21 protein-coding genes are annotated in these 25,485 nt (G+C 71.6%); 10 read left to right on the plus strand and 11 right to left on the minus strand.

The window, feature by feature from the left end:
- Positions 1 to 28: 28 nt before the first annotated feature.
- The 8 genes from ACPA54_RS06235 to ACPA54_RS06270 form a co-directional block, all read right to left on the minus strand.
- Complete coding sequence (locus tag ACPA54_RS06235; protein ID WP_423527594.1) at positions 29 to 754, minus strand: hypothetical protein; 726 nt, start codon at positions 752 to 754, stop codon at positions 29 to 31.
- Between the two features lie 116 nt (positions 755 to 870).
- Entirely contained in the window at positions 871 to 1,899 is a 1,029-nt protein-coding gene (locus ACPA54_RS06240) for an MBL fold metallo-hydrolase (protein WP_423527596.1), read from the minus strand.
- Between the two features lie 160 nt (positions 1,900 to 2,059).
- The gene (locus ACPA54_RS06245) at positions 2,060 to 3,703 is read right to left on the minus strand and encodes an amidohydrolase (RefSeq protein ID WP_423527598.1); all 1,644 of its coding nucleotides are present in this window, start codon (positions 3,701 to 3,703) and stop codon (positions 2,060 to 2,062) included.
- Between the two features lie 284 nt (positions 3,704 to 3,987).
- Positions 3,988 to 4,836, minus strand: coding sequence for an ABC transporter ATP-binding protein (locus ACPA54_RS06250; RefSeq protein WP_423527835.1), 849 nt, complete (start codon positions 4,834 to 4,836; stop codon positions 3,988 to 3,990).
- 29 nt (positions 4,837 to 4,865) lie between these two features.
- A complete protein-coding gene (locus ACPA54_RS06255) occupies positions 4,866 to 5,828 on the minus strand; it encodes an ABC transporter ATP-binding protein (protein WP_423527600.1) in 963 nt (320 codons plus the stop codon).
- 3 nt (positions 5,829 to 5,831) lie between these two features.
- Positions 5,832 to 6,710, minus strand: a complete 879-nt coding sequence (locus tag ACPA54_RS06260; RefSeq protein WP_423527602.1) for an ABC transporter permease — start codon at positions 6,708 to 6,710, stop codon at positions 5,832 to 5,834.
- Positions 6,707 to 7,675 carry an ABC transporter permease gene (locus tag ACPA54_RS06265; protein ID WP_423527604.1) on the minus strand — a complete coding sequence of 323 codons (969 nt, stop codon included), beginning with the start codon at positions 7,673 to 7,675 and terminating at the stop codon, positions 6,707 to 6,709. Before ACPA54_RS06265 ends, ACPA54_RS06260 begins: the two co-directional genes overlap by 4 nt.
- The gene (locus ACPA54_RS06270; protein WP_423527606.1) at positions 7,675 to 9,324 is read right to left on the minus strand and encodes an ABC transporter substrate-binding protein; all 1,650 of its coding nucleotides are present in this window, start codon (positions 9,322 to 9,324) and stop codon (positions 7,675 to 7,677) included. Before ACPA54_RS06270 ends, ACPA54_RS06265 begins: the two co-directional genes overlap by 1 nt.
- 286 nt (positions 9,325 to 9,610) lie before the next feature.
- On the opposite strand from ACPA54_RS06270, the gene ACPA54_RS06275 reads away from it, so the two are divergent.
- The 3 genes from ACPA54_RS06275 (at position 9,611) to ACPA54_RS06285 (ending at position 12,393) form a co-directional block, all read left to right on the plus strand.
- On the plus strand, positions 9,611 to 10,657 hold the full coding sequence (locus tag ACPA54_RS06275; protein WP_423527608.1) for a LacI family DNA-binding transcriptional regulator: 1,047 nt from the start codon (positions 9,611 to 9,613) through the stop codon (positions 10,655 to 10,657).
- Between the two features lie 474 nt (positions 10,658 to 11,131).
- A complete protein-coding gene (locus ACPA54_RS06280; protein ID WP_423527609.1) occupies positions 11,132 to 12,190 on the plus strand; it encodes an alpha/beta hydrolase in 1,059 nt (352 codons plus the stop codon).
- Between the two features lie 77 nt (positions 12,191 to 12,267).
- Entirely contained in the window at positions 12,268 to 12,393 is a 126-nt protein-coding gene (locus tag ACPA54_RS06285; protein WP_423527611.1) for a hypothetical protein, read from the plus strand.
- 61 nt (positions 12,394 to 12,454) lie between these two features.
- Here the strand turns inward: ACPA54_RS06285 and ACPA54_RS06290 are convergent, their stop codons facing one another.
- Positions 12,455 to 12,670, minus strand: coding sequence for a DUF4287 domain-containing protein (locus tag ACPA54_RS06290; protein WP_423527613.1), 216 nt, complete (start codon positions 12,668 to 12,670; stop codon positions 12,455 to 12,457).
- A 226-nt stretch (positions 12,671 to 12,896) separates the two neighbouring features.
- Here ACPA54_RS06290 and ACPA54_RS06295 point away from each other — a divergent pair, with 226 nt between their 5' ends.
- Positions 12,897 to 13,739: an SAM-dependent methyltransferase gene (locus ACPA54_RS06295; RefSeq protein ID WP_423527615.1), complete on the plus strand. Its 843-nt coding sequence runs from the start codon at positions 12,897 to 12,899 to the stop codon at positions 13,737 to 13,739.
- 39 nt (positions 13,740 to 13,778) lie between these two features.
- On the opposite strand, the gene ACPA54_RS06300 is transcribed toward ACPA54_RS06295, so the two are convergent.
- On the minus strand, positions 13,779 to 15,104 hold the full coding sequence (locus ACPA54_RS06300; protein WP_423527617.1) for a tetratricopeptide repeat protein: 1,326 nt from the start codon (positions 15,102 to 15,104) through the stop codon (positions 13,779 to 13,781).
- A 457-nt stretch (positions 15,105 to 15,561) separates the two neighbouring features.
- Here ACPA54_RS06300 and ACPA54_RS06305 point away from each other — a divergent pair, with 457 nt between their 5' ends.
- Genes ACPA54_RS06305 through ACPA54_RS06315 form a run of 3 tightly spaced genes read left to right on the plus strand, consistent with a single transcriptional unit; the run spans position 15,562 to position 18,993 of the window.
- On the plus strand, positions 15,562 to 16,998 hold the full coding sequence (locus ACPA54_RS06305) for a family 2B encapsulin nanocompartment shell protein (RefSeq protein ID WP_423527619.1): 1,437 nt from the start codon (positions 15,562 to 15,564) through the stop codon (positions 16,996 to 16,998).
- Entirely contained in the window at positions 16,995 to 18,089 is a 1,095-nt protein-coding gene (locus ACPA54_RS06310; RefSeq protein ID WP_423527621.1) for a family 2 encapsulin nanocompartment cargo protein terpene cyclase, read from the plus strand. The genes ACPA54_RS06305 and ACPA54_RS06310 overlap by 4 nt, the downstream gene beginning before the upstream one ends.
- Before the next feature lie 46 nt (positions 18,090 to 18,135).
- Positions 18,136 to 18,993, plus strand: coding sequence for a geranyl diphosphate 2-C-methyltransferase (locus ACPA54_RS06315; RefSeq protein WP_423527622.1), 858 nt, complete (start codon positions 18,136 to 18,138; stop codon positions 18,991 to 18,993).
- Between the two features lie 51 nt (positions 18,994 to 19,044).
- Here ACPA54_RS06315 and ACPA54_RS06320 read toward each other — a convergent pair whose 3' ends face one another.
- Positions 19,045 to 20,481: an MFS transporter gene (locus ACPA54_RS06320; protein WP_423527624.1), complete on the minus strand. Its 1,437-nt coding sequence runs from the start codon at positions 20,479 to 20,481 to the stop codon at positions 19,045 to 19,047.
- Positions 20,482 to 20,906: 425 nt separating this feature from the next.
- On the opposite strand from ACPA54_RS06320, the gene ACPA54_RS06325 reads away from it, so the two are divergent.
- The 3 genes from ACPA54_RS06325 (at position 20,907) to ACPA54_RS06335 (ending at position 25,484) form a co-directional block, all read left to right on the plus strand.
- The gene (locus tag ACPA54_RS06325; RefSeq protein ID WP_423527626.1) at positions 20,907 to 22,358 is read left to right on the plus strand and encodes a chloride channel protein; all 1,452 of its coding nucleotides are present in this window, start codon (positions 20,907 to 20,909) and stop codon (positions 22,356 to 22,358) included.
- Positions 22,359 to 22,390: 32 nt separating this feature from the next.
- Positions 22,391 to 23,086: a TetR/AcrR family transcriptional regulator gene (locus ACPA54_RS06330; protein ID WP_423527628.1), complete on the plus strand. Its 696-nt coding sequence runs from the start codon at positions 22,391 to 22,393 to the stop codon at positions 23,084 to 23,086.
- 103 nt (positions 23,087 to 23,189) lie between these two features.
- Entirely contained in the window at positions 23,190 to 25,484 is a 2,295-nt protein-coding gene (locus tag ACPA54_RS06335; RefSeq protein WP_423527630.1) for an arylsulfatase, read from the plus strand.
- The last annotated feature ends 1 nt before the right edge of the window (position 25,485 follow it).

A 25,485-nucleotide genomic window follows, 5' to 3' on the forward strand; every position in this document is an offset into this window, starting at 1 on the left:
GGTGTGGGTGGGGTGTGCGTGGCCGGGGTCAGCCTCCGACCTTCGCGGGCAGGTCGGAGTCCCGGATGGCATCCGCCCACGGGTAGTGCAGGGGGTCGATGAGGCGGAACGGCGCGTCGGCGAGGATCTCCGTGTCGGGATGGTGCGGTTCGGCGGCGCGGAGGGCGCGGGCGGCTTCGGCGGGGTCGCCTTCGACGTACGCGATGTCGAGTTCGAGGTCGGGGCGGGTTCCCGAGGTCAGCGTCCATATCGCGTGGACGCCTTCCACGCCGGTCAGGCGGGCGGCGCGGGCGCGGGCCGCGTCGGAGGCGCCGCGGCGCTGGAGGACGACGATGCCGGTGTGGCCGACGAATGGGACTTCCTCGGCGGGGAGTTTGATGGCGGGGTCGCCGCTCGCGGCGGCGCCGGTGAACACGTCGCCGTCGCGGACGGTCTTCTTGTCGGCGGGGAACTCCATGCGGCCGGCGGCGACGAGGCGGTCGCGCAGGCCGGTCATGCCCGCGAAGGCGGCGCCGGGGTCGCCGGCGAGGGTGTAGATCGTGAGGAAGGTCGAGCGGCCGCCGGCGAACGGGGAGTCGGCCGCGGTCACGCGGGCGGCGTGCAGGTCGGGGGTGGCGACGTAGCGGCGGCTCTGCAGGACGCCGTCGAGGAGCAGGTTCGGCGGAGTGTGCTCCAGGTCGTACCAGCGGTTCCAGGCTTCGATGACGTCCGCGTCGCAGTCGAGCGCGGCGAAGATGATGCCGGTGGGGCGCATGCGGGTGGCTCCTTTCGCGTCGTACGCGGTGCGCACGGCCGCCCCGAGGGTGCGGCCGTGCGGCGTGCGGATCACACGGTGGACCAGGGACGCGGCGAAAGCCAGGGTGACGCGGGTCAGTCCACGGCCCGCCAGCGGCTGCCGCGCCCGGGGCGCCGCTCCCCCGCGACGAGGCCGCGGGCTTCCAGGGCGGCCAGGTAGGCCAGCATGTCGACGAGGGCGGCGTGCAAGGCGAAGCCGCGCAGCCGGGCCGGGGGGCGGCGCGGGGTCACCGCGGCGGCGACGTCCCAGGCGGTGGCCGGGCCCAGTTCGCGCAGTGCGGCGCGTACGGCGGTCAGCCTGTCGGTGTGGTGGCCGCGGAGGGCGTCGAGCCGGTGGTGGAGGCCGTGGAAGCGGTGCTCGTGGGCGGGGAGGACTTCGTCCGGCTGGTAACGGGCGAGGCGGTCGAGGGCGTCGAGGTAGTCGGCGAGCGGATCGGGGCCGGCGTCGCCGACTTCGCCCATGACGACGACGGTGGCGGGCAGGACGTGGTCGCCGGTCAGCAGGAGCCGTTCGCGGTCTTCCCAGAAGCACAGGTGGCCGGGCGAGTGTCCGGGTGTCCAGACGGCGGTCAGGTCCCAGCCGGGGACGTGCGGTTTGTCGCCGTCCTCCATCAGCACGTCCGGGCGCGGCATCCGGACCGCCGCGCGGACGATGTCGCGGGCGGCGGCCTCGACCACGTCGTCGGGCGCCCCGGCGGCCTGGAGGACGACCACGCGCCGCTCGTGCGGGGCGCGTTCGTAGTGGTCGAGGGCGGCGGCGTCGAGCGGGTGCAGCGACACCCAGGCGCCGGAGCGTTCCCGGATCCGGCCGGCGAGGCCGTAGTGGTCGAAGTGCGCGTGGGTGACCAGGACGCCCCGCACGTCGTCGACGGACGTGCCGATGCCGGCGAGTCCCGCGGTCAGCGCGTCGAACGCCTCGTCGGTGTCCCAGCCGGTGTCGACCAGGTAGGGCCCGGCGTCGGTCTCGAACACGTACACGAGGACGTAGCGCGGGATGGCCGGCAGCGGCACGGGGACGCTCCACAGTCCCGGCCGGACTTGCTCGACGGGCGGCAGCGGGCGCCGGGGCCCGTCGGGGCGCGGGGTGGGTGCGGTGGCCGACATGAAAGCCACTGTAGGCCGAGGGCGGGGTAGGGCCGGAGCGGGCCTTGGGGGTGTGCGACCCCGGGGGGTGCGGCGCACGGCCGGCGTATGGCGTCGGGGCGGAAACGGCGGGCGGCCCGGGAAAGTCCCCCGGGCCGCCCGCTCCCCTGCTGCCGGCGCGTCAGGACGCCGTGTAGACGGCTTCACCTTCCACGTACGTCGCCAGGACGCGGGTGTCCGCGATCTCCTCGGCGGGATGCGTGTACGGGTCGCGGTCCAGGAGCACCAGGTCGGCGAGCTTGCCGGCCTCGATCGTGCCCGTCGTGTCCTCGGCGTGGTTCACGTACGCCGTGCCGACCGTGTACGCCGCCAGCGCGGCGGTCAGGTCGATCCGCTGCTCGGGCAGGAACACCGGCTCGTTCTCGCCCGGCAGCACGCGGTTGACCGCGACGTGAATACCGGCCAGCGGGTCGGCGCTGCTGACCGGCCAGTCGCTGCCCGCGGCGAGGACCGCGCCGGCGCGCAGCAGGTCCCCGAACGGGTACTGCCAGGCGGCGCGTTCGGTGCCGAGGAACGGGATGGTCAGCTCGTCCATCTGCGGCTCGTGCGCGGCCCACAGCGGCTGGGTGTTCGCGGTCACGCCGAGCGCGGCGAAACGCGGCACGTCGTCCGGGTGGACGACCTGCAGGTGCGCGATGTGGTGGCGGTGGTCGTTCATGCCGTTGGCGGCCCGGGCCTGCGCGATCGCGTCGAGCGCTTCGCGGGCGGCGCGGTCGCCGACGGCGTGGAAATGGACCTGGAAGCCGTGCGCGTCGAGGACCTCGACGTAACCGCGGAGCGCCTCGGGGTCGACGAAGCTCAGACCACTGTTGCCGGTGCGGCAGCCACAGCCGTCGAAGTAGGCGTCGCCCATCGCGGCGGTGAAGTTCTCCGCGACACCGTCCTGCATGATCTTGACGGTGCGGGTGCGGAACCGGCCGACAGTGTTCCGCTCGCGCCGCGCCAGCAGCTGCGGCACCTGCTCGGCACCGGAGTTGCGGTCCCACCACAGGGCCCCGTTCACGCGACCGGTGAGGGTCCCGTCGGCGGCCGCGGTCAGGTAGGCGGGAAGCGGGTCGAACGCGCCGTGGTCGGAGCCGACCATGGCGTCCTGCCACGCGGTGACGCCGAGTGAGTGCAGGTGCGCCTGGCCGGCGAGGAGAGCGCGCAGGCCATCGGCGGCGGACGCCTTCGGCAGGTGACGGCCGACCAGCGAGGCGGCGCCCTCGTGCAGGGTGCCCTGCGGAAAGCCGTCGGCTTCGCGTTCGATGCGGCCGTCGGACGGGTCGGGCGTCCCGGCGTCGACGCCGCCGATTTCGAGGGCGCGGGAGTTGACCCACACGCCATGGCCGTCCGCGTTGACGAGATAGACCGGGCGGTCGGGCACAGCCGCGTCGAGGAGGGTCCGCGACGGCGTGCCGCCGGGGAACCAGTCCATCAGCCAGCCGCCGCCCTGGATCCACTCCTCATCGGGGTGGCCGTCCGCGTAGGCGCGGACCTTCGCGACCGCGTCCTCGGCACCGGACGCCTCGGACAAGTCGCAGCGGATCAGGGTCATGCCCGCGAACGCGGGGTGCACGTGCGCGTCCTGGAAACCGGGGAGGAGGGCCCGGCCGGCCAAGTCGACGACCTCGGTACCGGAGCCGACGAGGTCACGCACGTCGGCGTCATGGCCGACCGCCACGATGCGGCCGCCGCGGACCGCGACCGCCGTGGCCCGGCGGCGCGCCGCGTCCAGAGTGTGCACGGATCCGCCGCGGAAGACGAGATCGGCGGGGGTTGGCATGGTGGTGCTCCAGAGAAAGAAGCCGGGCTGTGGACGAACACGGGGGAATTCACCCCGAGGGGTGGTTGTCCACAGGCCGGACGGTTATGGATGTGACAGCACGCAAACGCGCCAGGCAGAGTCGACACGTCGGAACGGCAGGCCGCACACGGCACCAACCGGACCGACGGCGGAGGAGGCGGGGGAGGGCCCTTCGACGTCAACCGAAACCAAACGGTGGGGGGAGAGGGAGGGCCCGGTGAAGGCGGGCAGGGTTCGAGTCGGAGTCCGCAACCGAACCCGGCTCAGTCCCCCACCTCCAAAGCCGCCAACGCCCTCCGGCTCTCCGCAATCCGGTCCGGATCCCAGCCCGGCCCCGGTACCGAATCGATCAGCAGCCGCGTGTACGGGTGCTGCGGCCGGCTCAGCACGTCCGTCGTGCGGCCTTCCTCCACGACCCGCCCGTTGCGCAGCACGACCACGTCGTCCGTGATGTGCCGCACGACGGCGAGGTCGTGGCTGACGAACAGGTAGCCGATGCCCTGTTCCCGCCGGATCCGGCCGAGCAGGTCGAGGATCTGCGCCTGGATCGACACGTCCAGTGCCGCGACGGCCTCGTCGAGGATCAGCACCCGCGGCCCCGCCGCGAGCGCCCGCGCGATCGCCACACGCTGCCGCTGTCCACCGGACAGCCGCTTGGGCAGCGCCCCGGCTTCCCGCTCGCCGAGCCCGACCTGGTCGAGGAGTTCCTCGACCCGCGCGTCCCGGCCGGCCTTGTCCGCGTGGTCGCCGTGCAGCCGCAGCACCTCGTCGATGCAGTCCCGCACGGTGATCCGCGGGTCGAGCGACAGGTACGGGTCCTGGAAGACCATCTGGATCTCCCGGGCCCGCGCCAGCCGTTCGGCGCGCCCACGGGGCTTCTTCCCGCGTTCCCGGCCGCCCAGCGCGATGCTGCCCGCGTCCGGGGTGTCCAGCCCCACGACCATGCGGATCGTGGTCGTCTTACCCGACCCCGATTCGCCGACGATCCCCAGCGACCCACCCGGCGGCAGCGTGAAGCTCACGTCGTCCACCGCTTTGTGGTCGCCGAACGACCGGCACAGGCCGCGGACTTCCAGCGTCTCCCCGGCAACCGCGGCGGGTTCGGTCCCGATCGCCGCGGCTTCCGTCTTCGATTCGGCCTTCACGCCAAAATCCCTTCGTCGGCCCGCAGGCACGCCACTGCCCCGCCGTCGTCGGCCTTCAGCACCGGCGTCTCGACAAGGCACCGGTCCTCGGCGAACGCGCACCGGGCCGCGAACGCGCACCCGGGCGGGTTCTCCGCCAGCGACACCGGCCGGCCCGGGATCGGACGCGGCGGTTCCGCGTCCTCCTCCAGGCTGGGCGTGGACGCCAGCAGGCCGGCCGTGTAGGGGTGCCGCGGCGCCGCGAACAGCTGCTCCGCCGTGCGGGTTTCCACGATCCGCCCGGCATACATGACATAGACCCGGTGGCAGATGGCCGCGGCCAGTTCCAGGTCGTGCGTGACGAACAGCATGCCCGTCCCGTGTTCGGCCTGGAGACGCCGCAGGATGCCGATGACCTCGGCCTGCGTGGTCACGTCGAGCGCGGTGGTCGGCTCGTCGGCGAGCAGCAGCGACGGGTCGCCCGTCAGCGCCGCCGCGATGACCACGCGCTGCAGCATGCCGCCGGAGAACTGGTGCGGGAAGCGCTTCAGCGCGCCCTTGGGGTCGCGGATGCCGACCTCGGTGAGGAGTTCCTCGGCGCGCGCGTAGGCCTTCTCCTTGGAGACGCCGGCGGCGCGCATGCCTTCGGTGAGGAAGTCCCCGACCCGGCGCATCGGGTTCACCGATGCGCGCGGGTCCTGGAACACCATGGCGACCTGCTTGGCCCGGAGCTGCTTGAGGGCGGCCCGGTCCATGCCCAGGACGTCGTTGTCGCCGACGCGGACCTCGCCGCCGGTTTTGGCGTTCTCGGGCGTGAGCCCGAGGACGGTCCGGCAGGCGACGGACTTGCCGGAGCCGGACTCCCCCACGAGGCCCACGACTTCGCCGGCTTCGACGGTCAGGCTGATCTCGTCGAGGATCGGCCGGGCCGCGCCTTTGGCCAGCGCGATGGAGAGGTTGTCGATTTCGAGGAGGGCCATGGTCTACTTCTCCCGCTTCGCGACCCGGTCGGAGATGCCTTCGCCGACGATTCCGAACGCGACGACCGCGATGATGATGCAGAAACACGGGGCCAGTGCCGGCATGTACGCGTCCTTGAGGAGGGCGCCTTGCCCCTCGTTGACCATGGTTCCCCAGTCGGCCGTCGGCGGTCGGACGCCGAAGCCGAGGAAGGAGAGGCCCGCGAGTTCCATGAGCGCGTACCCGAAGTTGATCGTGGACTGCGCCAGGACGCTCGGCACGATGTTCGGCAGGAGGTGCTTGGTGCAGATCACCCAGCCGGACCAGCCTTGGACCCGGTACGACTCGATGTACGGCCGGGCCTTCTCCTGCACCGCGACGCTGCGCACGTAGCGGCCGACGTACGGCGAGTACGCCACCGTCATCGCGATGACCGGCGCGGTCAGGCCCGCGTCGAACACCGCGACGCACAGGATCGCGAGGAGCATCGCCGGGAAGGCGAACATCGCGTCCATGGTGCGCGACAGGAAGCTGTCGACCCATCCGCCGCGCCACGCGGCCACGATGCCGAGGACGATGCCGATGATCGTGGACACGGCGACGACGAGCAGCGGCCCGAGAAGGCCGGTGCGCGCGCCGTAGATGAGGCGGGTGAGGACGTCGCGGCCGGATTGGTCGGTGCCGAGCAGGTGGTCGGCGGACGAACCGGCGAGCGAGTTCCCGAGGTTGATCGCTTCCGGGTCGTACGGGGCGATCAGCGGCGCGAAGATCGCCATCAGCGTCAGCAGGACGAGGATGACGACGCCGATGGTGAACAGCGGTCCCTGCGCGGCGATGACGCGCAGTCGGGCGGTGGCGCCGCGCCGGGTGGGCGCGGCGGCCGCGGCGGTGGCAGCGGTCATGACGCACCTCGCCGTTTCGTGGACTGGGTCAGGCTCAGTCGCGGGTCGATCAGGGGCTGCAGAAGGTCGACGATGAGGTTCACGATCACGAACACCGCGACGATGAGCAGGGTGAGTGCCTGCACGACGGGGAAGTCCTTGTTCGTGACCGACCGGATGAGCAGAGAGCCCACGCCGTCGGTGCTGAACACGGTTTCCACGATCGAGGTGGACACCATGAGGCTGGCGACCATCGTGCCGACGACGGTGACGATCGGGCCGAGGGCGTTGCGGAGGACGTGCTTGCGCACGACCTCGCCGCCGGGGACGCCACGGGAGCGGGCGACCTCGACGTGTTCGCGGCCGAGTTCGTCGAGCATGGCGGCGCGGGTGACGCGGGCGAGGAGACCGGTGAAGGTCAGGGCCAGCGCGATCGCGGGCAGCGTCAGGTGCTGCACGCGGCCGGTGAAGCCGGCGTCGTCGCCCGAGCCGAAGGTCGGGAACCAGCCGAGCATCCGGCCGAACACCGCGATGAGGACGGTGCCGGAGGCGAACGCCGGGGTCGCGGTGGAGATGCCGGTGCCGACGAGGACCGTCCGGTCGACGATGCCGGGCTTGAGCGCGCTGAGGATGCCCAGGCCGATCCCGAAGATGCAGATGAGGATCATCGAGTAGGCGATGAGGAACAGGGTGGTCGGCAGCTTGTCGTTGATCAGCGTGCCGACGTCCTGACGGAACTGCACCGAGCGGCCGAAGTCACCGGTGACGACGTCGCCGAGCCACTTGAAGTACTGCGTGAAGAACGGGTCGTCCAGGTGGTACTGCTCGGTGATGGCGGCGCGGGCCTGCGGCGTGATCGGCCGGCCGCGCATGAGGAAGGTGACGGGGTCGCCCGGGGCCAGGTGCACGGCGCTGAAGACCACGAAGGAGGTCACCAGCAGCACGAGCACCAGGCCCAGGACGCGTCCGGAGATGTAGCGGACCATTAGCTCGCGGACCCCAGCTGTGCCGCCCACGGGTAGGACATCATCGCCATCGTCGGCGTGGCGCCGGTGATCTTCTTGCTCATGTAGATCGAGTACGGGGACTCGAACAGCGGAATGCCGGGCATTTCGCGGAGCAGGATGTCCTGGAGCTTGAGCGCGATGTCGGCGCGGGCGTTGTCGTCGGTGGTGGCGAGGGCCTGGTCGACGAGGGCGTCGTACTCCGGGTTCGACCACTTGCCGTAGTTGCCGAAGTCGCCGGTGCGCAGCGTCTGCAGCATTTCCATCGGGTCCGGCGTCATGTCGTACGAGTTGGTGACGATGATGTCGATGCCGTCACGCGTGGACGGGTCGGTGAACAACGCGGTGTACGCGTCCGGGGCGATCGTCTTGAGTTCGACGTTCAGGCCGATGTCCTTGCCCGCCTGCTGGATGGCGTTGGCGGAGACGCTCAGCTCGGGGCCGAGGTTGGTCGTCGCGATGACGATCTTCTTGCCGGCCGCACCGGTGTCCGCCATGAGCTTCTTGGCGCCGGCGACGTCCTGGGTCAGCTCCGGGAGCGCGGCCGCGGCGGTCTTGCCCTTCTCCGGGGCGATGCCGAACGCGTCGGGGATGAGCATCGACTTGGCGGGCTTGCCGTAGCCGTTGAGCGCGGCGTTGACGATGCCCTTGCGGTCGATCGCCATGGACAGCGCCTTGCGGACGCGGACGTCGCCGAGCGGGCCCTGCAGATTGGTGACCGCGGCGTTGTAGCCGCCGGAGTTGGCACCGAAGTAGAGCTTGCCGTTGCCGGAGCTGCCCATCTTCTCGTACGAGTTGGTCGGCAGCATGTAGCCGCCGTCGACCTCGCCGGACATCAAGGCGTTGACACGTGCCGACGGGTCCTGGATGAAGACCAGCTTGACGTTGTCGATCTTCGGGGTGAGCGACTTGTCCCAGTAGTCCGGGAACTTCTTGAGATTCATCGAGTCGCCGGTGTTCCAGCTGTCCAGCGAGTACGGGCCGGTGCAGTTGACCTTGCCGCTGGGGTTGCCGTAGTTCTTGCCGGCCTTCTCGAGGTACGCGGCGCTCTCGACGGTGCCCGGGGAAGCGGCGAGCTGCTCGTTGATGAGGACGTCCGGCTTGCTGGTCTTGATGGTGACCTGCATCGGGCCGGTCTTCTCGACCGAGGTGACGTCGCGGAAGACGGTGCTCCACGCGGAACCGTTGGCCGGGTCCATGTGGCGCTTGATGCTCGCGACGGCGTCGTCGGCGGTCATCGTGGTGCCGTCGTGGAACTTGACGCCCTGGCGCATGGTGTAGACCCAGGTCAGCGGGTCCGGGTGGTCGTACTTCTCGGCGAGACCCGGGGCGACCTTGAAGTCCGGGGTGATGCGGAGAAGCTGCTCGCAGACGTTCGCGAGGACCGTGTTCGGCGGGTAGTCGTAGGCGTAGAGGTAGTCGAGGGACTGCGGCTCGGCGTACAGCGACCAGGTGGCCGAAGCGAGGTTGCCCTTGCCGGGCGGGGTGAGCGCCACGGTCTGGTACGGGGTGGGGCTGTTGCCGGAGCCCCCGGACGGCCCGGAATTGCCGTTGTTGTCGGAAGCGCCGCCGCATGCGGCGGCGGACAAGGCGATGGCACCGACGAGTGCGGCTGTTCTGAGCATGCGCATGGGAACCACCCGTTTCGTGAGGTATTTCGTGGAAGGCCGAAAACGGTCGAGCGGAATGCCGAGGAATGCCTGGCGAAATGCGGAAAACAGACAGGTCGAACAAGGGATGACACGGCGGGTGGCCGCCGCGAGGCACCGGAAAGCCGGGTTACGGAGAACCGGACAGGTGGCGAGTATTGATGCGGGAACGGTCCCGCACAAGACTTTGCGGGAACGATTCTCAGCAGGTCATCCCAGGTGGCCGAGTGTTGGGCTCCGCACCTGTCAGCATGTAAGGATCCGGCTCATGAACGAACGTGACCGTCGGGTACGCCGCGCCGCGCCGCCCCGGGTTCGCCTGGTGGACGTGGCCCGCGAGGCGGGCCTGTCCAAAACCACCGTGTCGGCCGCCCTCAACGGCACCGGCCGGCTGTCCGCCGAGGTCCGCGCCCATGCGCGGGAAACCGCACGGCGCATGGGCTACCGGCCGAACGCCACCGCACGCCTCCTGCGCGCGGGACACGCGCGCCTGATCGGCTTCACGGCGCGCGAGTACGTGGAAGCACCGTGGTCGTACCTGGAATCCCCGTACCTGTCCGAACTCACCCACACCACCGCACAACTGGCCCTGGAACACGGCTACGCGATGGTGCTCCTGCCGAACTGCTCGCCCCGCGACGAGTGGACGGACCTGCCCGTGGACGCGGTGATCCTCGCCGATCCGGAGGCCGACGACCCGCTGGTCGACGACTTCCTTGCCGCGGGCATCCCGGTGTTCACCGACCAGCGGGTGGAAGGCCGTCAAGGCGGCTACTGGGTCGACATCGACTACGACGCCGCGATGCGGTCCGTCCTCGACCACCTGGCCGCCCAGGGCGCCCGCGACATCGTGCTGCTCACCCCGCAGAACGACTCCCAGTGGGCGCAGCGTTCGCTCGACTCCTACCTGACCTGGTGCGGCGAACGCGACCTCACCCCGCGCGCCGTCGCGACCGAACGCCCCGGCAACGCCGCGGTGTTGAAGGCCGCCGACCAGATCCTCAGCGAAGGCCCGGCGCCGGACGCGCTGTTCGCCCTTGCCGAGGTCAGCCCGCCTTTGATGATCGACGTGGCCCGCAAGCACGGGCTGTCGGTCCCCGACGACATCCTTCTTGTCTGCTGCAGCGAAGACCCCGTTGCCGCCCACTGCGCCCCGCCCGTCACCACCTTGAGCATGCAGCCGTCCGTCATCGCCGCGGCGGGCATGGAACTTCTCCTCGACGCGCTGGAATCCGGCAACGTCGAACCGGCCGGCCGCATCGTCCCCACCAGACTCGACGTCCGGCCGTCGTCGCTCCGGAAACCACGCGAGTAACCCGGTCGGCTCACCCCCTGCCCGCGCCACGCCGACGGCGGCGGCGCGGGCCGAGCAACGACAGCACGGGCCGACACCGACACCACACCGACACCGACACCGACACCGACACCGACACCGACACCGACACCGACACCGACACCGACACCGACACCGACAAATCGGCTATATCACCCAAACCCGCGCCTCGACTGCCGGAATCAGCCCCCTCCAATCATGTGATCTACCTCACACCATGGGCCGGCAGGGTGCATGTCCGGGGGGTGCCACGTGGCGCAAAACACACGCGGCCCCATCGGTCCGCACAGCCGAACGTGACCAAACCGCAACGTTCATGACGGTCAGTCAGCGGGGCGCGACGCCGTCCGGGGGCACTCCGCCCGCCACCGCCGCAAGACGCCCTCGCCGACCTCGACCTAGGGTGGAATCCGGGGGTCCGAGTCTCCGGGGGCCGGTGGGCCGGAGGTGGTGCGTGTGGACCTGACCGGGTGGCCGTTCCTGGTGCTGGTTGTCGGGCTCTCGTGTGCCGTGCTCGTGGGCACGATGGTGCTGTGGAACCGGTGGCCGCACCGGGCCGCGTGGCCGCTGCGGTTCCTGTCCCTGGTTCTGGTCATGGTGTGTGGTGCGGCGGTGATGGCCGACGTCGTCAACCGGGACTACGGCTTCTACACCTCTTTCGGCGATCTCCTGGGCAGCAGTCCGCTTCCGCACGATCGCCCGGTTCCCGCGCAGGACCGCGGCACCGTCGAGCGGGTCCGGCTGGACGGTGGGAATTCCGGAATCCACCGCGATGGACTCGTATATCTGCCCGCCGCCTATTCCCGCCCGGATGCCGCCGACCGGCATTTCCCGGTCGTCGAACTGTTCCACGGCTTTCCCGGTCAACCGGACAATTGGACGCGGCACCTGGGCATCGCGCACGTCCTCGACCTGGAGATCTCGTCCGGCCGGATGCCGCCGGTGATCGCGGTGATGCCGACGATCGGCGACCACGGCCGGGACAGCGAATGCGTCGACGCGGTCCACGGACGGGCGAACGAGACGTATCTCGCGGTCGACGTCCCGACCGCCGTCGCCGCCCGCTTCCGGGTGGCCGACGGGCCGCGCGACTGGGCGACGATGGGCTACTCCACCGGCGGCTTCTGCGCCGTCGACCTCGCCTTGCACCACCCCGACCGCTACGCCGCCGCGGTCTCCCTCGACGGCTACTTCACCCCGCAGGTCGACAGCAACACCGGCGACCTCTACCGCGGCCGCCAGGACATCCGCGACAACAACTCACCGCAATGGCTCCTCGCGCACGGCGCGCCCCGCGTTCCCCTCTATCTGATGGCGAGCCGCGGCGACCCCGAAGGCCTGCGGGCCATCGGCCACCTGCGCCGCGCCGCCCCGCCGGACTACCCGTTCACGCTCCGCACCGACCTCAACGGCGGCCACAACTTCAACCCCTGGCATCGCGCCGGTCCGGCGGCCTTGGACTGGATCGGCAGCCACCTCGGCACGGCCCCACCAACGCCGCGGCCCACGGGCTGAGCGCAGGGCATCGCCCCGGAGTTGCGGCAGGCGGTGCCGACCGAGCCGGGCAAGCCGCACACGAACCTCGAACCGGCGTGGCGCTACTTGCCGTCGGGGACGGCGTCGGCGGTCGGCGGCGACTGGTACGAGACGAACTCGTCCCCGACGACACGGCCGAGGACGACATCGCCTTGCCCGCCGCCTGGGCGAGAACCCGCTGACGCCCCCGGCCCGCGCACAGACCGGCCACGACACCTGTTCTCACTCCTGGGCCGCGCTTTCTCAGCTTTGCTGCTTCGCCTCGGCCAAGGTGTGGGCGACGAGGGCGTTGGCGTGGCCGTGGCCGAGGTGGTGCTCGGTCTTGAGCCAGGTGACGAGTTCCCCGTGCTTGGTCAGCGGGGACGAGCGGACGAGGTCGAACCACTCGGAGACGGGGCGGCCGTACTTCTTCTCGATGGACGGGAAGTAGCTCGCGGGGCCCTTCACCTGGTCGGCCATGGGGTTCTCCTCTGCAGGGTCGTCGTGCGGCGTGTTCTGCAGGGATAGACGGCGGGTGGCACGCTTACTCATCGCCACGCCGAAGTGACCTGGGCCACACATCGAAGGGCAGCCGACAGCGAAGCCAACCATCCGGATTGGCGTGGTAGTCGGCGGCGGGAAACCGGGTTTCGCTACTAGGATCGGGGTCGGTTGGTTACCGAAGGTAAGCGGACGGGGGTCGGCGATGGACGCGGGCGACGAGTCGGGATGGCAGCCCGAACTGCGGGCGAGCGACGAAGAGTGGGAACGGGTGACCCTGGACACGTCAAAGCCGACGCCGGCGCGGATGTACGACTACTTCCTCGGCGGCAAGGACCATTTCGCGGTGGACCGCGTCGCAGCCGCGAAGGTGGAGGAGGCAACTCCCGACACGTTCGACATCGTGTGGGAGAACCGGCACTTCCTGCAGCGGGCGGTGCGCTACCTCGCCGGGCAGGGCGTCGACCAGTTCCTCGATCTCGGCACCGGGCTGCCGACGCAGGGCAACGTGCACGAGATCGCGCAGGAAGTGAACCCGGACGCGCGGGTCGTCTATGTCGACATCGATCCGATCGTGCTCGCGCACGGCCGGGCGCTGCTGGCGACGAACCCGCACACGACGGTCGTCACCGCGGACATGCGGGACCCGAAGGGGGTTCTCGGGCACCCGGACGTGGCGGGGCTGCTGGACTTCGACCGGCCGGTGGCGGTGCTGTTCGTGGCGGTGTTCCACTTCATCCGGGACACCGAGGATCCCGCGGGCATCGTGCGGGCGTTCCGCGACGCGCTGGCGCCGGGCAGCTATCTGGCGCTGTCGCACCTGACGACGGAGGGGCCGCCCGCGGAGGCGGTGGCGCGGACCGAGGACGCGTACGCGAACGCGACCTCGCCGATGATCTTCCGGCCGCGGACCGCGGTGGAGCGGTTGTTCGACGGCTTCGACCTCGTCGAGCCGGGGCTCGTGCGGCCGTGGCAGTGGCGGCCGGACGATGCCGCGAAGGAGCGGACGGAGTGGCTGTACGCGGGCGTCGGCAAGCTGCGGAGCTGACCGGCCCGTCGGGGCCGGCTGCTCGCCGCGCAGGCCGCGCTACCGCAGTCTCCCCGCCCCTGCCAGTTCCACTCTCCCCCACATCCCGCGCACCGCGACCGACGACCGGTGGGGTCTGAGGCGTGCCCGCATGGTGCGGGCGGCGGCGTCGAGGCGGCCGGATTGCAGGTGCGGGTAGTCGTCCAGGAAGTCCCGCCACGCGGCGCAGGCTTGGTCGAGGCTGCCTTGGCCGAGGAGCAGTTCGGCGAGGCGTGCGGTGGTGACGGCGCGGGCGCGGCGTTCGGATGCGGGGCGGACGCGGAGTGCGGTGCGCAGGGCACTGACGGCGCCGCGGTGGTCGCCGAGGGCGGTGCGGACTTCGGCTTCCTGGTGGGCTTCCGCGGCGGCGTGGTAGGTGGCGACGACGTCGGTGTCGCGGCCCGCGCGTTCGAGGTGGGTGCCGGCAGTGCGCAGCGCGGCGAAGGCGGCGGTGCGGTCGCCGCGGCCCGCGTGGGCGACGGCGAGTTGGCCGTGCACGAACGCGGCTTGGGCGGGGGCGAGTGCGGGGCTGTGGCGGGCGGCGGCTTCGGCGAGGTCGTGCGCGAGGGCGCGATGGCCGAGGTGGTAGGCCTGGACGCTGAGTCCGCGGAGGGCGGCGGCGTAGCCGGCGGGGTCGGCGGCTTCGCGCGCGAGGGCCGCGGCGGTGCGGTAGTAGTCCTGGGCGAGTCCGTGGTGGCAGCCGTCGAAGCACATGAATCCGGCGAGGTAGGCGAGCCGTGATGCGCTCACGAGAAGGTCGTGGCGTATCTGGGGGGCGGCGGGGGCGCGGAGCCAGTCGGCGACGACGGTGCCGAGGAATCCGGCGAGGGCGTGGCGGCCGTGGCCGCCGCCGAAGGCGTCGTCGGCGAGGGAGAGGCTGCGCAGGAGGGCCTCGGCGGCGGCGATGTGGTCGCGGCCGACGTGCCGGGTGCCGGACGCGGCAAGGGCCGCCGAAGCAGGGGTGGGGCCTGCGCCGGTGGCGGGGAGGCGGCGGCTTTCGGTGACGACGTACACCGAGGTGCGGGCGGGGTCGGCGAGGGCGGCGAGGGCGGCGGCGGGGTCCGGCGGAGGTTCCGCGGTGGGGTCGGCGCAGGAACGGGTGAGGCCGGTTTCGTCGGGGGATATACGGCGGCCGAGGCGGCGGGACAGGGCTTCGGCGGCGAGGGCGGTGACGGTGCGGGACGGGCGTGAGCCGGCGAGCCAGTGGGCGACGGCGGTGCGGTCGTAGCGGAGGGCTACGCCGGTTTCCGCGCCGGTGGTGTTGACGGCGCGGGCGAAGTCCTGGCCGGTCCACGCGGCTTCCTTGAGGAGCGTGCGGAGGCGTGCGTTGGGGATGCGTTCCCCCATGGGGCGGTTTCTCCCTTGGTCGAGGTGCCGGGTCCCGGGGCCGGGTGATGGTCGACGGCCGGTGGTTCGGCCGGTTTCCGACAGGTTCATAGAGGTTCAGGAAGGTTCAGGAAGGTTCAGGAAGGTCCAGGCAGGGCCAGGCAGGGCCAGGCAGGTTCAGCCGGGTTCGGAATGGTCGGCGGGGTACGGCCCGGCGGTGGGTTTTCAACGCGGCCGGGCGTTCAACAGGCCGGTTAGTCGGAGGCTCTGTCGCCGCGGGGGTGCGGCGTTCTTTTCTAGGCATGCACGCGGTTGGCGGCGTCGATGCGCCGGCCGAAGGGGCGCAGAGACGCATACGCCGGTGGTGTTTCGCCATGCGCCGGTGTGCGCGTGCGTGCGCGCCGGAGCGCGCGGTGGCGAACCGTCGCGTGGTGTGCGATTCCGACCAGTCCTGGCGCAATGCGAGGGGATTTCGACCATGACGATCGACGAGACCGGCACTGCCGCGCCGTCCGCGAGTCCGAACGGGCAGGTGGCGGAGGACCGGCTCAGCCTGAGCACGCAGGCGGCCCGCAATCTGACGACGACGACCAAGACGCAGCCGCAGATGCAGGGCATCACGTCGCGGTGGCTGCTGAAGATGCTGCCGTGGGTGAACGTGTCCGGCGGCACGTACCGGGTGAACCGCCGGTTGTCGCTGGCGGTGGGCCGGGGCCGGGTGCGGTTCGTGCAGAACGGTGCGGACGACGTCCGGATCGTGCCGCGGACGCTCTCCGAGATCCCGCCGCTGCGCGGGTACGACGACGAGGACGTGCTGGCCGAGTTGGCGGCGCGGTGTACGCCGCGCGAGTTCCGTCCGGGCGAGGTGGTCGTCGAGGCGGGGACGCCGGTGACGGAGACGTACCTCATCGCGCACGGCAAGCTGAACCGGCTGGGGATCGGCAAGTACGGCACGACGGAAGTCCTGGGCGTGCTGGCGGACGGCGACCCGCTGGGCGAGGAGGCGCTCGGGCAGGCGGACCCCCATTGGGGGTTCACCGTGAAGGCGGCGACGACGAGCACGATCATGGTGCTGCCGTGGTCGGGCTTTCGGGAGGTGTTCGAGCGGTCGGCGTCGCTGCAGAACCACATCCACGCGTATTTGGCGCACCGGCGGCGGCCGACGAACAGCCGCGGCGAGGCGGACGTGGCCGTGACGGCGGGCCACGAGGGCGAGCCGACCATCGGCGGCACGTTCGTGGACTACGAACTGGAGCCGCGCGAGTACGAGTTGTCCGTCGCCCAGACGGTGCTGCGCGTGCACACCCGCGTGGCGGACCTGTTCAACGACCCGATGAACCAGGTCGAGGAGCAGTTGCGGCTGACCATCGAGGAGTTGCGTGAGCGGCAGGAGTGGGAGCTGCTGAACAACCGCGACTTCGGGCTGCTGCACAACGCGGACTATGCGCAGCGGATCAACACGTGGTCGGGGCCGCCGACGCCGGACGACATGGACGACTTGCTGAGCATGCGCCGTAAGACGCGCATGTTCCTGGCGCACCCGAAGGCGATCGCGGCGTTCTTCCGCGAGTGCAACAAGCGGGGCCTGGTGCCGGGGAGTGTGGACGTGAACGGGAACGCGGTGCCGGCGTGGCGCGGGGTGCCGATCTTCCCGTGCGGCAAGATCCCCGTGGTCGACGGGCACACGAGTTCGATTCTGGCGCTGCGTGTGGGCGAGGAGGACCAGGGCGTGGTGGGGCTGCGGCAGATCGGCATCCCGGACGAGGTGGAGCCGGGGCTGAACGCCCGGTTCATGGGGATCGACCAGCAGGCGGTGATCTCGTACCTGGTGAGCGGCTACCACTCGGTGGCGATCCTGGTGCCGGATGCGATCGGGGTGCTGGAGAACGTCGAGATCGCGGCGCCGCGGTCGTGACCGCGGCCGGCACCCTGGCGGGCCCGACGGGGCTGGGCACGTCGGCCGCCCGGCTGCGCTTGCGCAACGGCCACGACGGCAGCGGCAGCGGCAGCGGCGATGGCAAGGACGGCTCCGGTGCGTCGGGCGGCGGCCTGCGGGTTCCCCCGCTGTACTGCCCGGACGCGGTGCGGGACGATCCCGCGCTGGGCGAGGCGGTGAACGAGCGCCTGGTCGACTGGGCGGCCGGGATCGGCATCTTCGAAGGCCGTCTCGATCGTCTGCGGTCGCACGACTTCGGGCGGCTGTTCATGCTCGCCCACCCGGACTGCGACGACCCCGATCGGTTGCTGGTGGCGGCGCAGTGCGGGTTGTCGGAGTGGGCGGTCGACGACCACTGGGTCGACGAAGGCGAGGACACGACTCCGGAACTGCTCGGGCCGCGGTTGGCGATGGCGCACGCGGTGGTCGACCCGGTGCGGCTGCCGGCCGGGTACGGGCACGAGTTCGAGCGTCTGGTGCAGCGCGAGCCGGTGCTGCGGGCGTTCCGTTCGGCGCTGGACAACCTGTCGGCGATCGCGACGCCGACGCAGGTCGCGCGGTTGCGGCACGAGCTGGCGGTGATGTTCGTCGGCTACAACCAGGAAGCCGAGTGGCGGAGTTCCGGGCGCCGTCCGGCGGTGTGGGAGTACATGCTGCACCGCTGGGAGAACGCGTTCTATCCGTGCATGGTGCTGATCGACCCGATCGGTGGCTACGAGCTGCCCGCCTACGAGGCGGCGGACGCGCGGGTGCGGCGCACCTATCTGTGCGCGGGGACCGCGAACGTCCTCCTCAACGACCTGTACTCGATGGCGAAGGAGGACCCCACCGACACGAACCTGCCGAACCTGCTGGCCGCCGAGGAGGGTTTGACGCTTCAGGAGGCGGTGGACAAGGCGGCGGGGATCCACGACGACCTGATGCACCAGATCGAGGCCGAGTCGGTGGCGCTGAGCGCGCTGGGCTCGCCGATGTTGAAGCGGTACCTGGCCGGGCTGTGGGCATGGATGGGCGGCAGCAAGCAGTGGCACGCCACCAGCCCGCGGTACCAGGCCGTGCACGGAAGCTGATCACGCAGGCGCCCGGACCGGGCGGCCACCCCCGAAAGGAACGACGGTGACCATCCAAGACGCTCCACGCGCGGTCTTCACCAGCCCGTACCAGAACTCCGTCGCGGACTACTGGAACCGGGAGAAGAACCCGGTGAACCTGCGGCTGGGCGAGGTCGACGGCATCTACCACCACCATTACGGCGTCGGCGACGCCGACTGGTCGGTGCTCGAAGGGCCGGAGGACAGCCGCGAGGAACGCCTCATCCGCGAACTGCACCGCCTCGAGTGCGCGCAGGCCGACGTGCTGCTCGACCACCTCGGCCCGATCCGCCCCGACCAGCGGCTCCTCGACTCCGGCAGCGGGCGCGGCGGCGGCAGCCTCGTCGCGAACGCGCGCTTCGGCTGCAGCGTCGACGGCATCTCGATCTCGCAGAAACAGGTCGACTTCGCCACCGAGCAGGCCGCCAAGCGCGGCCTCTCCGACAAGGTGCAGTTCCACCTCAAGAACATGCTGGACACCGGGTTCGAGACCGGCTCCTTCGACGGGATCTGGAACAACGAGAGCACGATGTACGTGGAACTCGGCGTGCTGTTCGCCGAGTACGCGCGGCTGCTGCGCCGCGGCGGCCGGTACGTGTGCATCACCGGCTGCTACAACGACACGTACGGGCTGCCCTCGAAGGCGGTCAGCGAGATCAACGCGCACTACATCTGCGACATCCACCCGCGCAGCACGTACTTCCGCGAGCTGGCCGCGAACCGGCTGGTGCCCACGGCGGTGGTCGACCTGACCGAGGCGACGCTGCCGTACTGGGAGCTGCGGGCGAAGTCGCCGCTGGTGACGGGGATCGAGGACGCGTTCCTGACGGCGTACAAGAACGGCAGCTTCCAGTACCTGCTGATCGCGGCCGACCGGGTGTAACCCGGCCGACAGCGCCCGGGGCGGGGGCCACGTGGAGGCCCCCGCCCCGGGTCAGGCCGGCCGGAGGCGCGGCGACCGCAGCGACACCGCCACCATGACCGCGCCCGCCGCGGCGGCCAGGGCGCAGGCGAGGACGAAGCCGCCGCTGGTGGGATTGTCGCCGGAGGCCCCGGCGAGAACGGTGGCGGCTTGCTGGGCGCCGATCGTCATGCCGACGTTGCGGGCCACCATGTTGGCGCCCGCGGCGGCCGCGGTGTGGGCCGCGGGCACGGCGCGCACGACCTGGTCGGCCAGGCCGGTCTGGAGCAGGCCGGTGCCGAGGCCTATGACGGCGCTGACCACGTAGGCCTGCCACAGTTCGCCGTGCAGCAGCGCGAGGGCGACCAGCCCGACGGTGCTGACCAGCGCGCCGGCCACCAGCACGCTGCGGGATCCGCGCGTGGCGCAGGCGCGTCCGGCGACGACGCCGGCCAGCAGGATGGTGAACGACTGCGGCAGGATCAGCAGTCCGGCGGCGCTCACGTCCTGCCCGAAGCCGAAGCCGGTGTCCGTGGGTTGGGCGGCGAGCTGGGGCAGCAGGAACATCGACGTGGACGCGGTGATGCCGGCGAGGACCGCGGCGGCGTTGGCCGTCCACACGGGGCGCAGCCGCAGCATGGTGAGGTCGATCAGCGGGTCGCGGATGCGGGCGGCGAGCCACACCCAGGCGGCGCCGAGCAGCACCGACGCGGCGAGGAGCGCCGCGACGACGGCCGGGGGCCAGGTCTGGACTTTGGTCAGGGCGAGCAGCAGGCTCACGAGCGTGCCGGCCAGCAGCAGGGCGCCCCACCAGTCGACACGTGCCGACCTGCCGGGTGGATCTGACCGCGGCACGCACCCAACCACCGCGGCGAGCGTGGCCCCGACGAGGATCAGCGGCAGCCAGAACAGCCAGTGGTACGACAGGTGTTCGACGATGGGCCCGGTGGCGACGATGCCGATGCCGCCGCCGACCCCGACGACCGCGGACAGCAGGCCGATGGCCGGGCCGACGCGGTCGGCGGGCAGGCATTCGCGGACGATCGCGAACGACAGCGGGAAGACGGCGCCGCCGAGTCCGGCGACGACGCGCCCGGCGACCATGACCCACAGCGAGGTGGCGAGCGCGCACACCGCGGTGCCCGCGGCGAGCAGCACGAGCACGACGACGAGGACCCGTTTCCGGCCGAAGACGTCGCCCAGCCGTCCGGCGATGGGGGTGGCGACGGCGGACGACAGGATGAAACCGTTCATGATCCACGCGAGTTCGCCGGTGGGCGCGCCGAACTCGCGCTGGAAGGTCGGCACCGCCGGTCCGACGGTGGCTTGCAGCAGCGAGTAGGCCGACGCGGCGAGCACGAGCGCGCCGAGGAGTGCGCGCGGACGCACGGCGGGCGGCGTGCCCGGGGCGGCCGGGCGCGTCGGATCGCCGCCGTCGGTGCGGCCGAAAAGCGTGGCACGGGAGATCACACGCGCACGCTCCCACAGGGACGCGGAGGATGACAGGGGCAGAAGACATCGCGTGATGACAAACCGTTCGGTGCGGCCCCGGGGCGGCGTTGCGTGGCTCCTTTTGTTCCGCCAACGATCGAGCGGCGGAAACGTCACGCACCGGTTCTCGACCGAGGGACGCGGCGTTCGAAGCAGCAGCCCTGCCCTCCGAACAGCTCGCGGAGCGGCGCGCCGGCAAGCATCCACGCTACCCGGGGATACCAGCCCCAGGAGCCGACACGCCAACACGCCGCCCCGATAGTCCGAATAGCGGCGATTCATCCCTTATGACATGAATAATGGGAGAGCCGTGCGGCCGGACCGCCCGCCTTCGGGCGGGCGGTCTCGCACTGTTCCGGAGCCGGGCCGTGCACCGCACCGCCCGCGGACCCGACGAGGAGCCCATGAGCCGACCCGCGGACTCTGCCCCGGCCCCGGGAGCGCCGGATCCGACGGACCCGGCGGACCGGACCGGCCCGGCGCCCGATCCCCCGCCGGCGCCCGGGACCGACGGCGACACCGGGGATCCGGTATCCCGACTCCTGCGCGACCGCGGCTACCAGGGGCTCATGGCACTGTGCGTGCTGCTCGGCGTGCCGATCGCGCTCGCGTCGTTCTTCTTCGTCAGCCTGCAGCACTGGCTCCAGCGCCAGGTCTGGGAGGACCTGCCGAACGCGGTCGGCTACGACCGGGCGCCTTGGTGGTGGCCGCTCCCCGCCCTTTTCCTCGCCGGACTGATCCTGGTGCCAATCGTGACCCGGATGCCGGGGCGCGGCGGGCACGTTCCCGTCCACGGGCTCGGCGGCAAGCCGATCGGCCCGGTCGAGCTGCCGAGCGTCGTCATCGCCGCGGTCGCGACGCTGCCGCTCGGTGTGGTGCTCGGCCCGGAGGCGCCGCTGATGGCGCTCGGCAGCGGCCTCGCGCTGTTGGCGATGCGGCCGCTGAAGAAGGCGGCGAGCCCCAAGGGCGTGGCGCTGCTCGCCACCGCCGGGTCCACCGCGGCGATTTCCACGATCCTCGGCGGTCCGGTCGTCTCCGCGGTGCTGATCCTCGAAGCCGCCGCTCTCGCCGGGCCGCAGATGGTGGCGCTGCTGCTGCCGTGCCTGATCGCGAGCGCGACCGGCGCATTGGTGTTCACCGGGTTCGGGAACTGGACCGGCCTCTCGACCGGCGGCCTGAAACTCCCCCAGGTGCCGCCGGACGTGAATCCGGACGCGGGCGACTTCCTGTGGGGGATCCCGATCGTCCTGCTGATCGTGGTCGTGGTCGGCGGGGCGCATCGGCTGGCGCAGCCGACCGAGCGCTGGGTGCAGCGCAACCTCGGGTGGCGGACGCTGGTGTGTGCGAGCGCGGTCGGCGTACCGCTGGCCGCATATTCGCTGATCACGGACCGCTCCCCCGACGAAGCCGCGTTGTCCGGGCAGGCGATGCTCGGGCAGCTCGCGGCCGGTCCGCACGAGCTGTCGGTCGGTGCTCTCATCGCGCTGGTGGTGTGCAAGGCGTTGGCGTGGACGGTCTGTCTCGGGGCGCTGCGCGGCGGTCCGATCTTCCCGGCGGTGCTGCTGGGTGCGGCGACCGCGATGGCGTGCTCCGGTCTGCCGGGGCTGCATCCGACGCCCGCGTTGGCGCTCGGGATGGCAGCGGGCGTGGCGGTGGTGACGGGGCTGCCGCTGACCAGTTCGGTGCTGGCGGTGCTGCTGATGGGGCCGGACGCGTTCGACCAGATGCCGCTCATCGTGGTGGCGTCCGTCGTGGGCTTCGGGGCGAACCGGCTGATGCCGGCGCCGAAGCAGACCCCGGCGGCGCCCGCGGCGGATGTCGGGACCGCGGGCGCCGGGGCGGCGGCCCGCCCTTGACGGTTTAATACACGCGTTTTAAGGTCGCTCGGGTGAGCACCCGTGACGACATGGTCCTGGCCGCGGAGCGGCTGTTCGCGCGGTTCGGAGTCGACGGCGTCTCGCTGCGCCAGATCGGTGCCGCCGCCGGACAGCGCAACGTGGCCGCCGCGCAGTACCACTTCGGCGACAAGCAGACGCTGCTGCAGGCCATCTACGACTTCCGGCTGGCCGCGATCGACGCGCGGCGCCGCGAACTCCTCGACGCGGTGCGCGCGTCCGGTACCGCGGGGGACGTGCGCGCGCTCGTCGAGGTGCTCGTCGTCCCGCTCGCCGAGCAGGCCGCGACGCCCGGGAGCCACTACGTGCGGTTCCTCAACCGCATGTGCGACCACCAGGGCCGGGCGCTGCTGCCGCTGTCCGAGGTCGGTCCGGTGAACAGCGCCCTGGAGGTCGGGCATCTGATCCTGGACGCGCTCGGCGGCACGGCCGCCGGGAGTCTCAGCGGTCACGGTCCCCGGGCCCGGCAGCGCGGCGAGCTGGCGGGACGGCTCATCATCGCCGGGCTCGCCGACCTCGAACACCGGCTCGGGCCCGACCCGGACGCCACCGTGGACGTCACAGCCGACACCGTCTCCGGGCCGGATGCCGAGCCCGATCTCGACCCGGCGGAGTACGCCGACGGCGTCGTCGACGCCGTGGTCGCGGTCCTCACCGCCCCGGTGTCGGCCCGCCGCCGAACCCGCTGACCCCCGCCCCCGCGCCGGATTCTGCCCGCCGCCGCCCCTTGCTCCTCGTTCTCCCGTCCTGTCGAAACCGGCGAATCCGCCGGACGTGTCGAAAGGTGCCGCCATGCCCGCCACCCCCGCCGACCGGCCGCCCCGTACGCTGACCGCGTCCGCGGCCGACCGGTGCTACCCGGAGGACCCGAAGCCCCGCGACGGCGCCCCGGACGTCGTGGTGATCGTGCTGGACGACCTCGGGTTCGCGCAGATAGGCGCGTTCGGGTCGGACATCGCCACCCCCCACATGGATCGGCTCGCCGCGGGCGGCCTGCGCTACAACCGCTTCCACGTGACCGCGCTGTGCTCCCCCACCCGGGCGAGCCTGCTGACCGGGCGGAACCACCACGCCGTCGGCATGGGCTTCCTCGTGGACATGCCGATCGCCTACCAGGGCTACAACGCGCGCGTCCCGAAGTCGGCAGCGACGCTGCCGCGGATTCTCCGGGATGCGGGCTATTCGACGCTGGCCGTCGGCAAGTGGCATCTGACGCCGCGCTGGGAGCGTTCCGCGGCCGGCCCGTTCGACCGGTGGCCGCTGGGCTACGGCTTCGAACGCTTCTACGGATTCCTGCAGGGCGACGCCAACCACTGGGCGCCTGAACTGGTGTGCGACAACCACTACGTCGAGCCGCCGGCCGGGCCGGAAGACGGCTACCACTTGTCCGAGGACATCGTCGACACCGCGACGCGGATGATCCTCGACCAGAAGCAGGCCGCGCCGGGCAAGCCGTACTTCATGTACCTGCCGTTCGGGGCGATGCACTCGCCGCACCACGTCGCGCCGGAATGGGTCGAGCCGTACCGCGGCAAGTTCGACGGCGGGTGGGAGCGCTGGCGCGAGGACACCTTCGCGCGGCAGAAGGCCGCCGGGATCGTCCCGGAGGACACCGAGCTCCCGGTGCGGCCGCCGTGGATCCAGGAGTGGGACGCCCTCGACGAGGACGACCGCAAGATGTTCGCGCGCATGCAGGAGGTCTACGCGGGCTTCCTCACCCACACCGACGCGCAGATCGGCCGCCTGCTGGACTTCCTGGAGAGCACCGGCCGCCTCGACAACACGCTCGTGATGCTGATGTCGGACAACGGCGCCAGCGCCGAGGGAGGCCAGCTCGGCACGGTCAACGAGCACCGGTTCTCGTCCAAGATGGGCGACTCCACCGAGCGCAACATCGCCGACCTCGACAACTGGGGCGGCCCCGACACCTACCCGCACTACGCGTGGGGCTGGGCCTGGGCGGGCAACACACCGCTGCGCCTGTGGAAGCGGTACACGTGGCTGGGCGGCACGCGCGCCCCGCTGATCGTGCACTGGCCGGACGGCATCGCGGCGCGCGGCGAGATCCGCAGCCAGATCACCCACGCGGTGGACCTGATGCCGACGATCCTGGACGTGTGCGGCGTCGCGCAGCCCGACGTCGTCGACGGTGTGGCCCAGCAGGACGTCGACGGGCGTTCCCTGGTCGGCACGTTCACCGACCCGGACGCCGAATCTCCGCGCACCACGCAGTACTTCGAGATGCTCGGGTCACGGTCGATCATCCACGGCCGCTGGAAGGCCACGACCGACCACGTGTCGCGCGGGGTGCTGGACGAGGAGCGGCTGCTGCTCGGCAGCCGGGACTTCGCCACCGACCGGTGGTCGCTGTTCGACCTGTCCGACGACTTCGCCGAAGCCCGCGACGTCGCCGAGCAGCACCCGGAGGTGGTGGCCGAGTTGGAGGACCGCTGGTTCGACGAGGCGGAGCGCAACCACGTGCTGCCGCTCGACGACACGATGCAGGAGCGCCTCGCCGCGCTCATCTTCCCGCAGTACGGGCTCCAGCCGCGCGGCACGTACCTGCCGGCCGGCAGCCCGGTGCACGAGGAGTCGCTGCCGCCGCTGTTCGGCGGGTTCACGCTCACCGCGGACGTCGAGGTCCCGGCGGACGGCGCCGAAGGCGTGGTGTGCTCGTTCGGCGACCTGACCGGCGGGTTCGTGCTGTACGCGCGGGACGGCAGGCTGACGTTCACCTGCTCGCGGGCCGGCGAGGTCGACCGGGTCGCGGCGGACGCGGCGCTGGCGCCCGGCCGGCGCAGCGTCGGCGTGCGGTTCCGCCCCGAGGGCGGTGAGCACGGGACGCTGAGCCTGGTCGAGGACGGCAAGGAGACCGCGACCGTGCCGCTGGGCGGGGCGTGGCCCGTCGCGTTCCAGCACGGCGGTGCGGGGTTGACACTGGGGCGCGACCGCGGGCTTCCGGTGGACCGCAACTACCAGGTGCCGTTCACCTGGAACGGGGTGCTGCACGAGGTCGTCATCGACACGGCCGCGGTGCCGGAGCTGGATCTGGACACCGAGCTGCGGCAGGCGCTGCACAGCGACTGAC

The sequence above is a fragment of the Uniformispora flossi genome, from assembly GCF_049534875.1.
GTDB classification, from domain to species: domain Bacteria; phylum Actinomycetota; class Actinomycetes; order Streptomycetales; family Streptomycetaceae; genus Yinghuangia; species Yinghuangia aomiensis.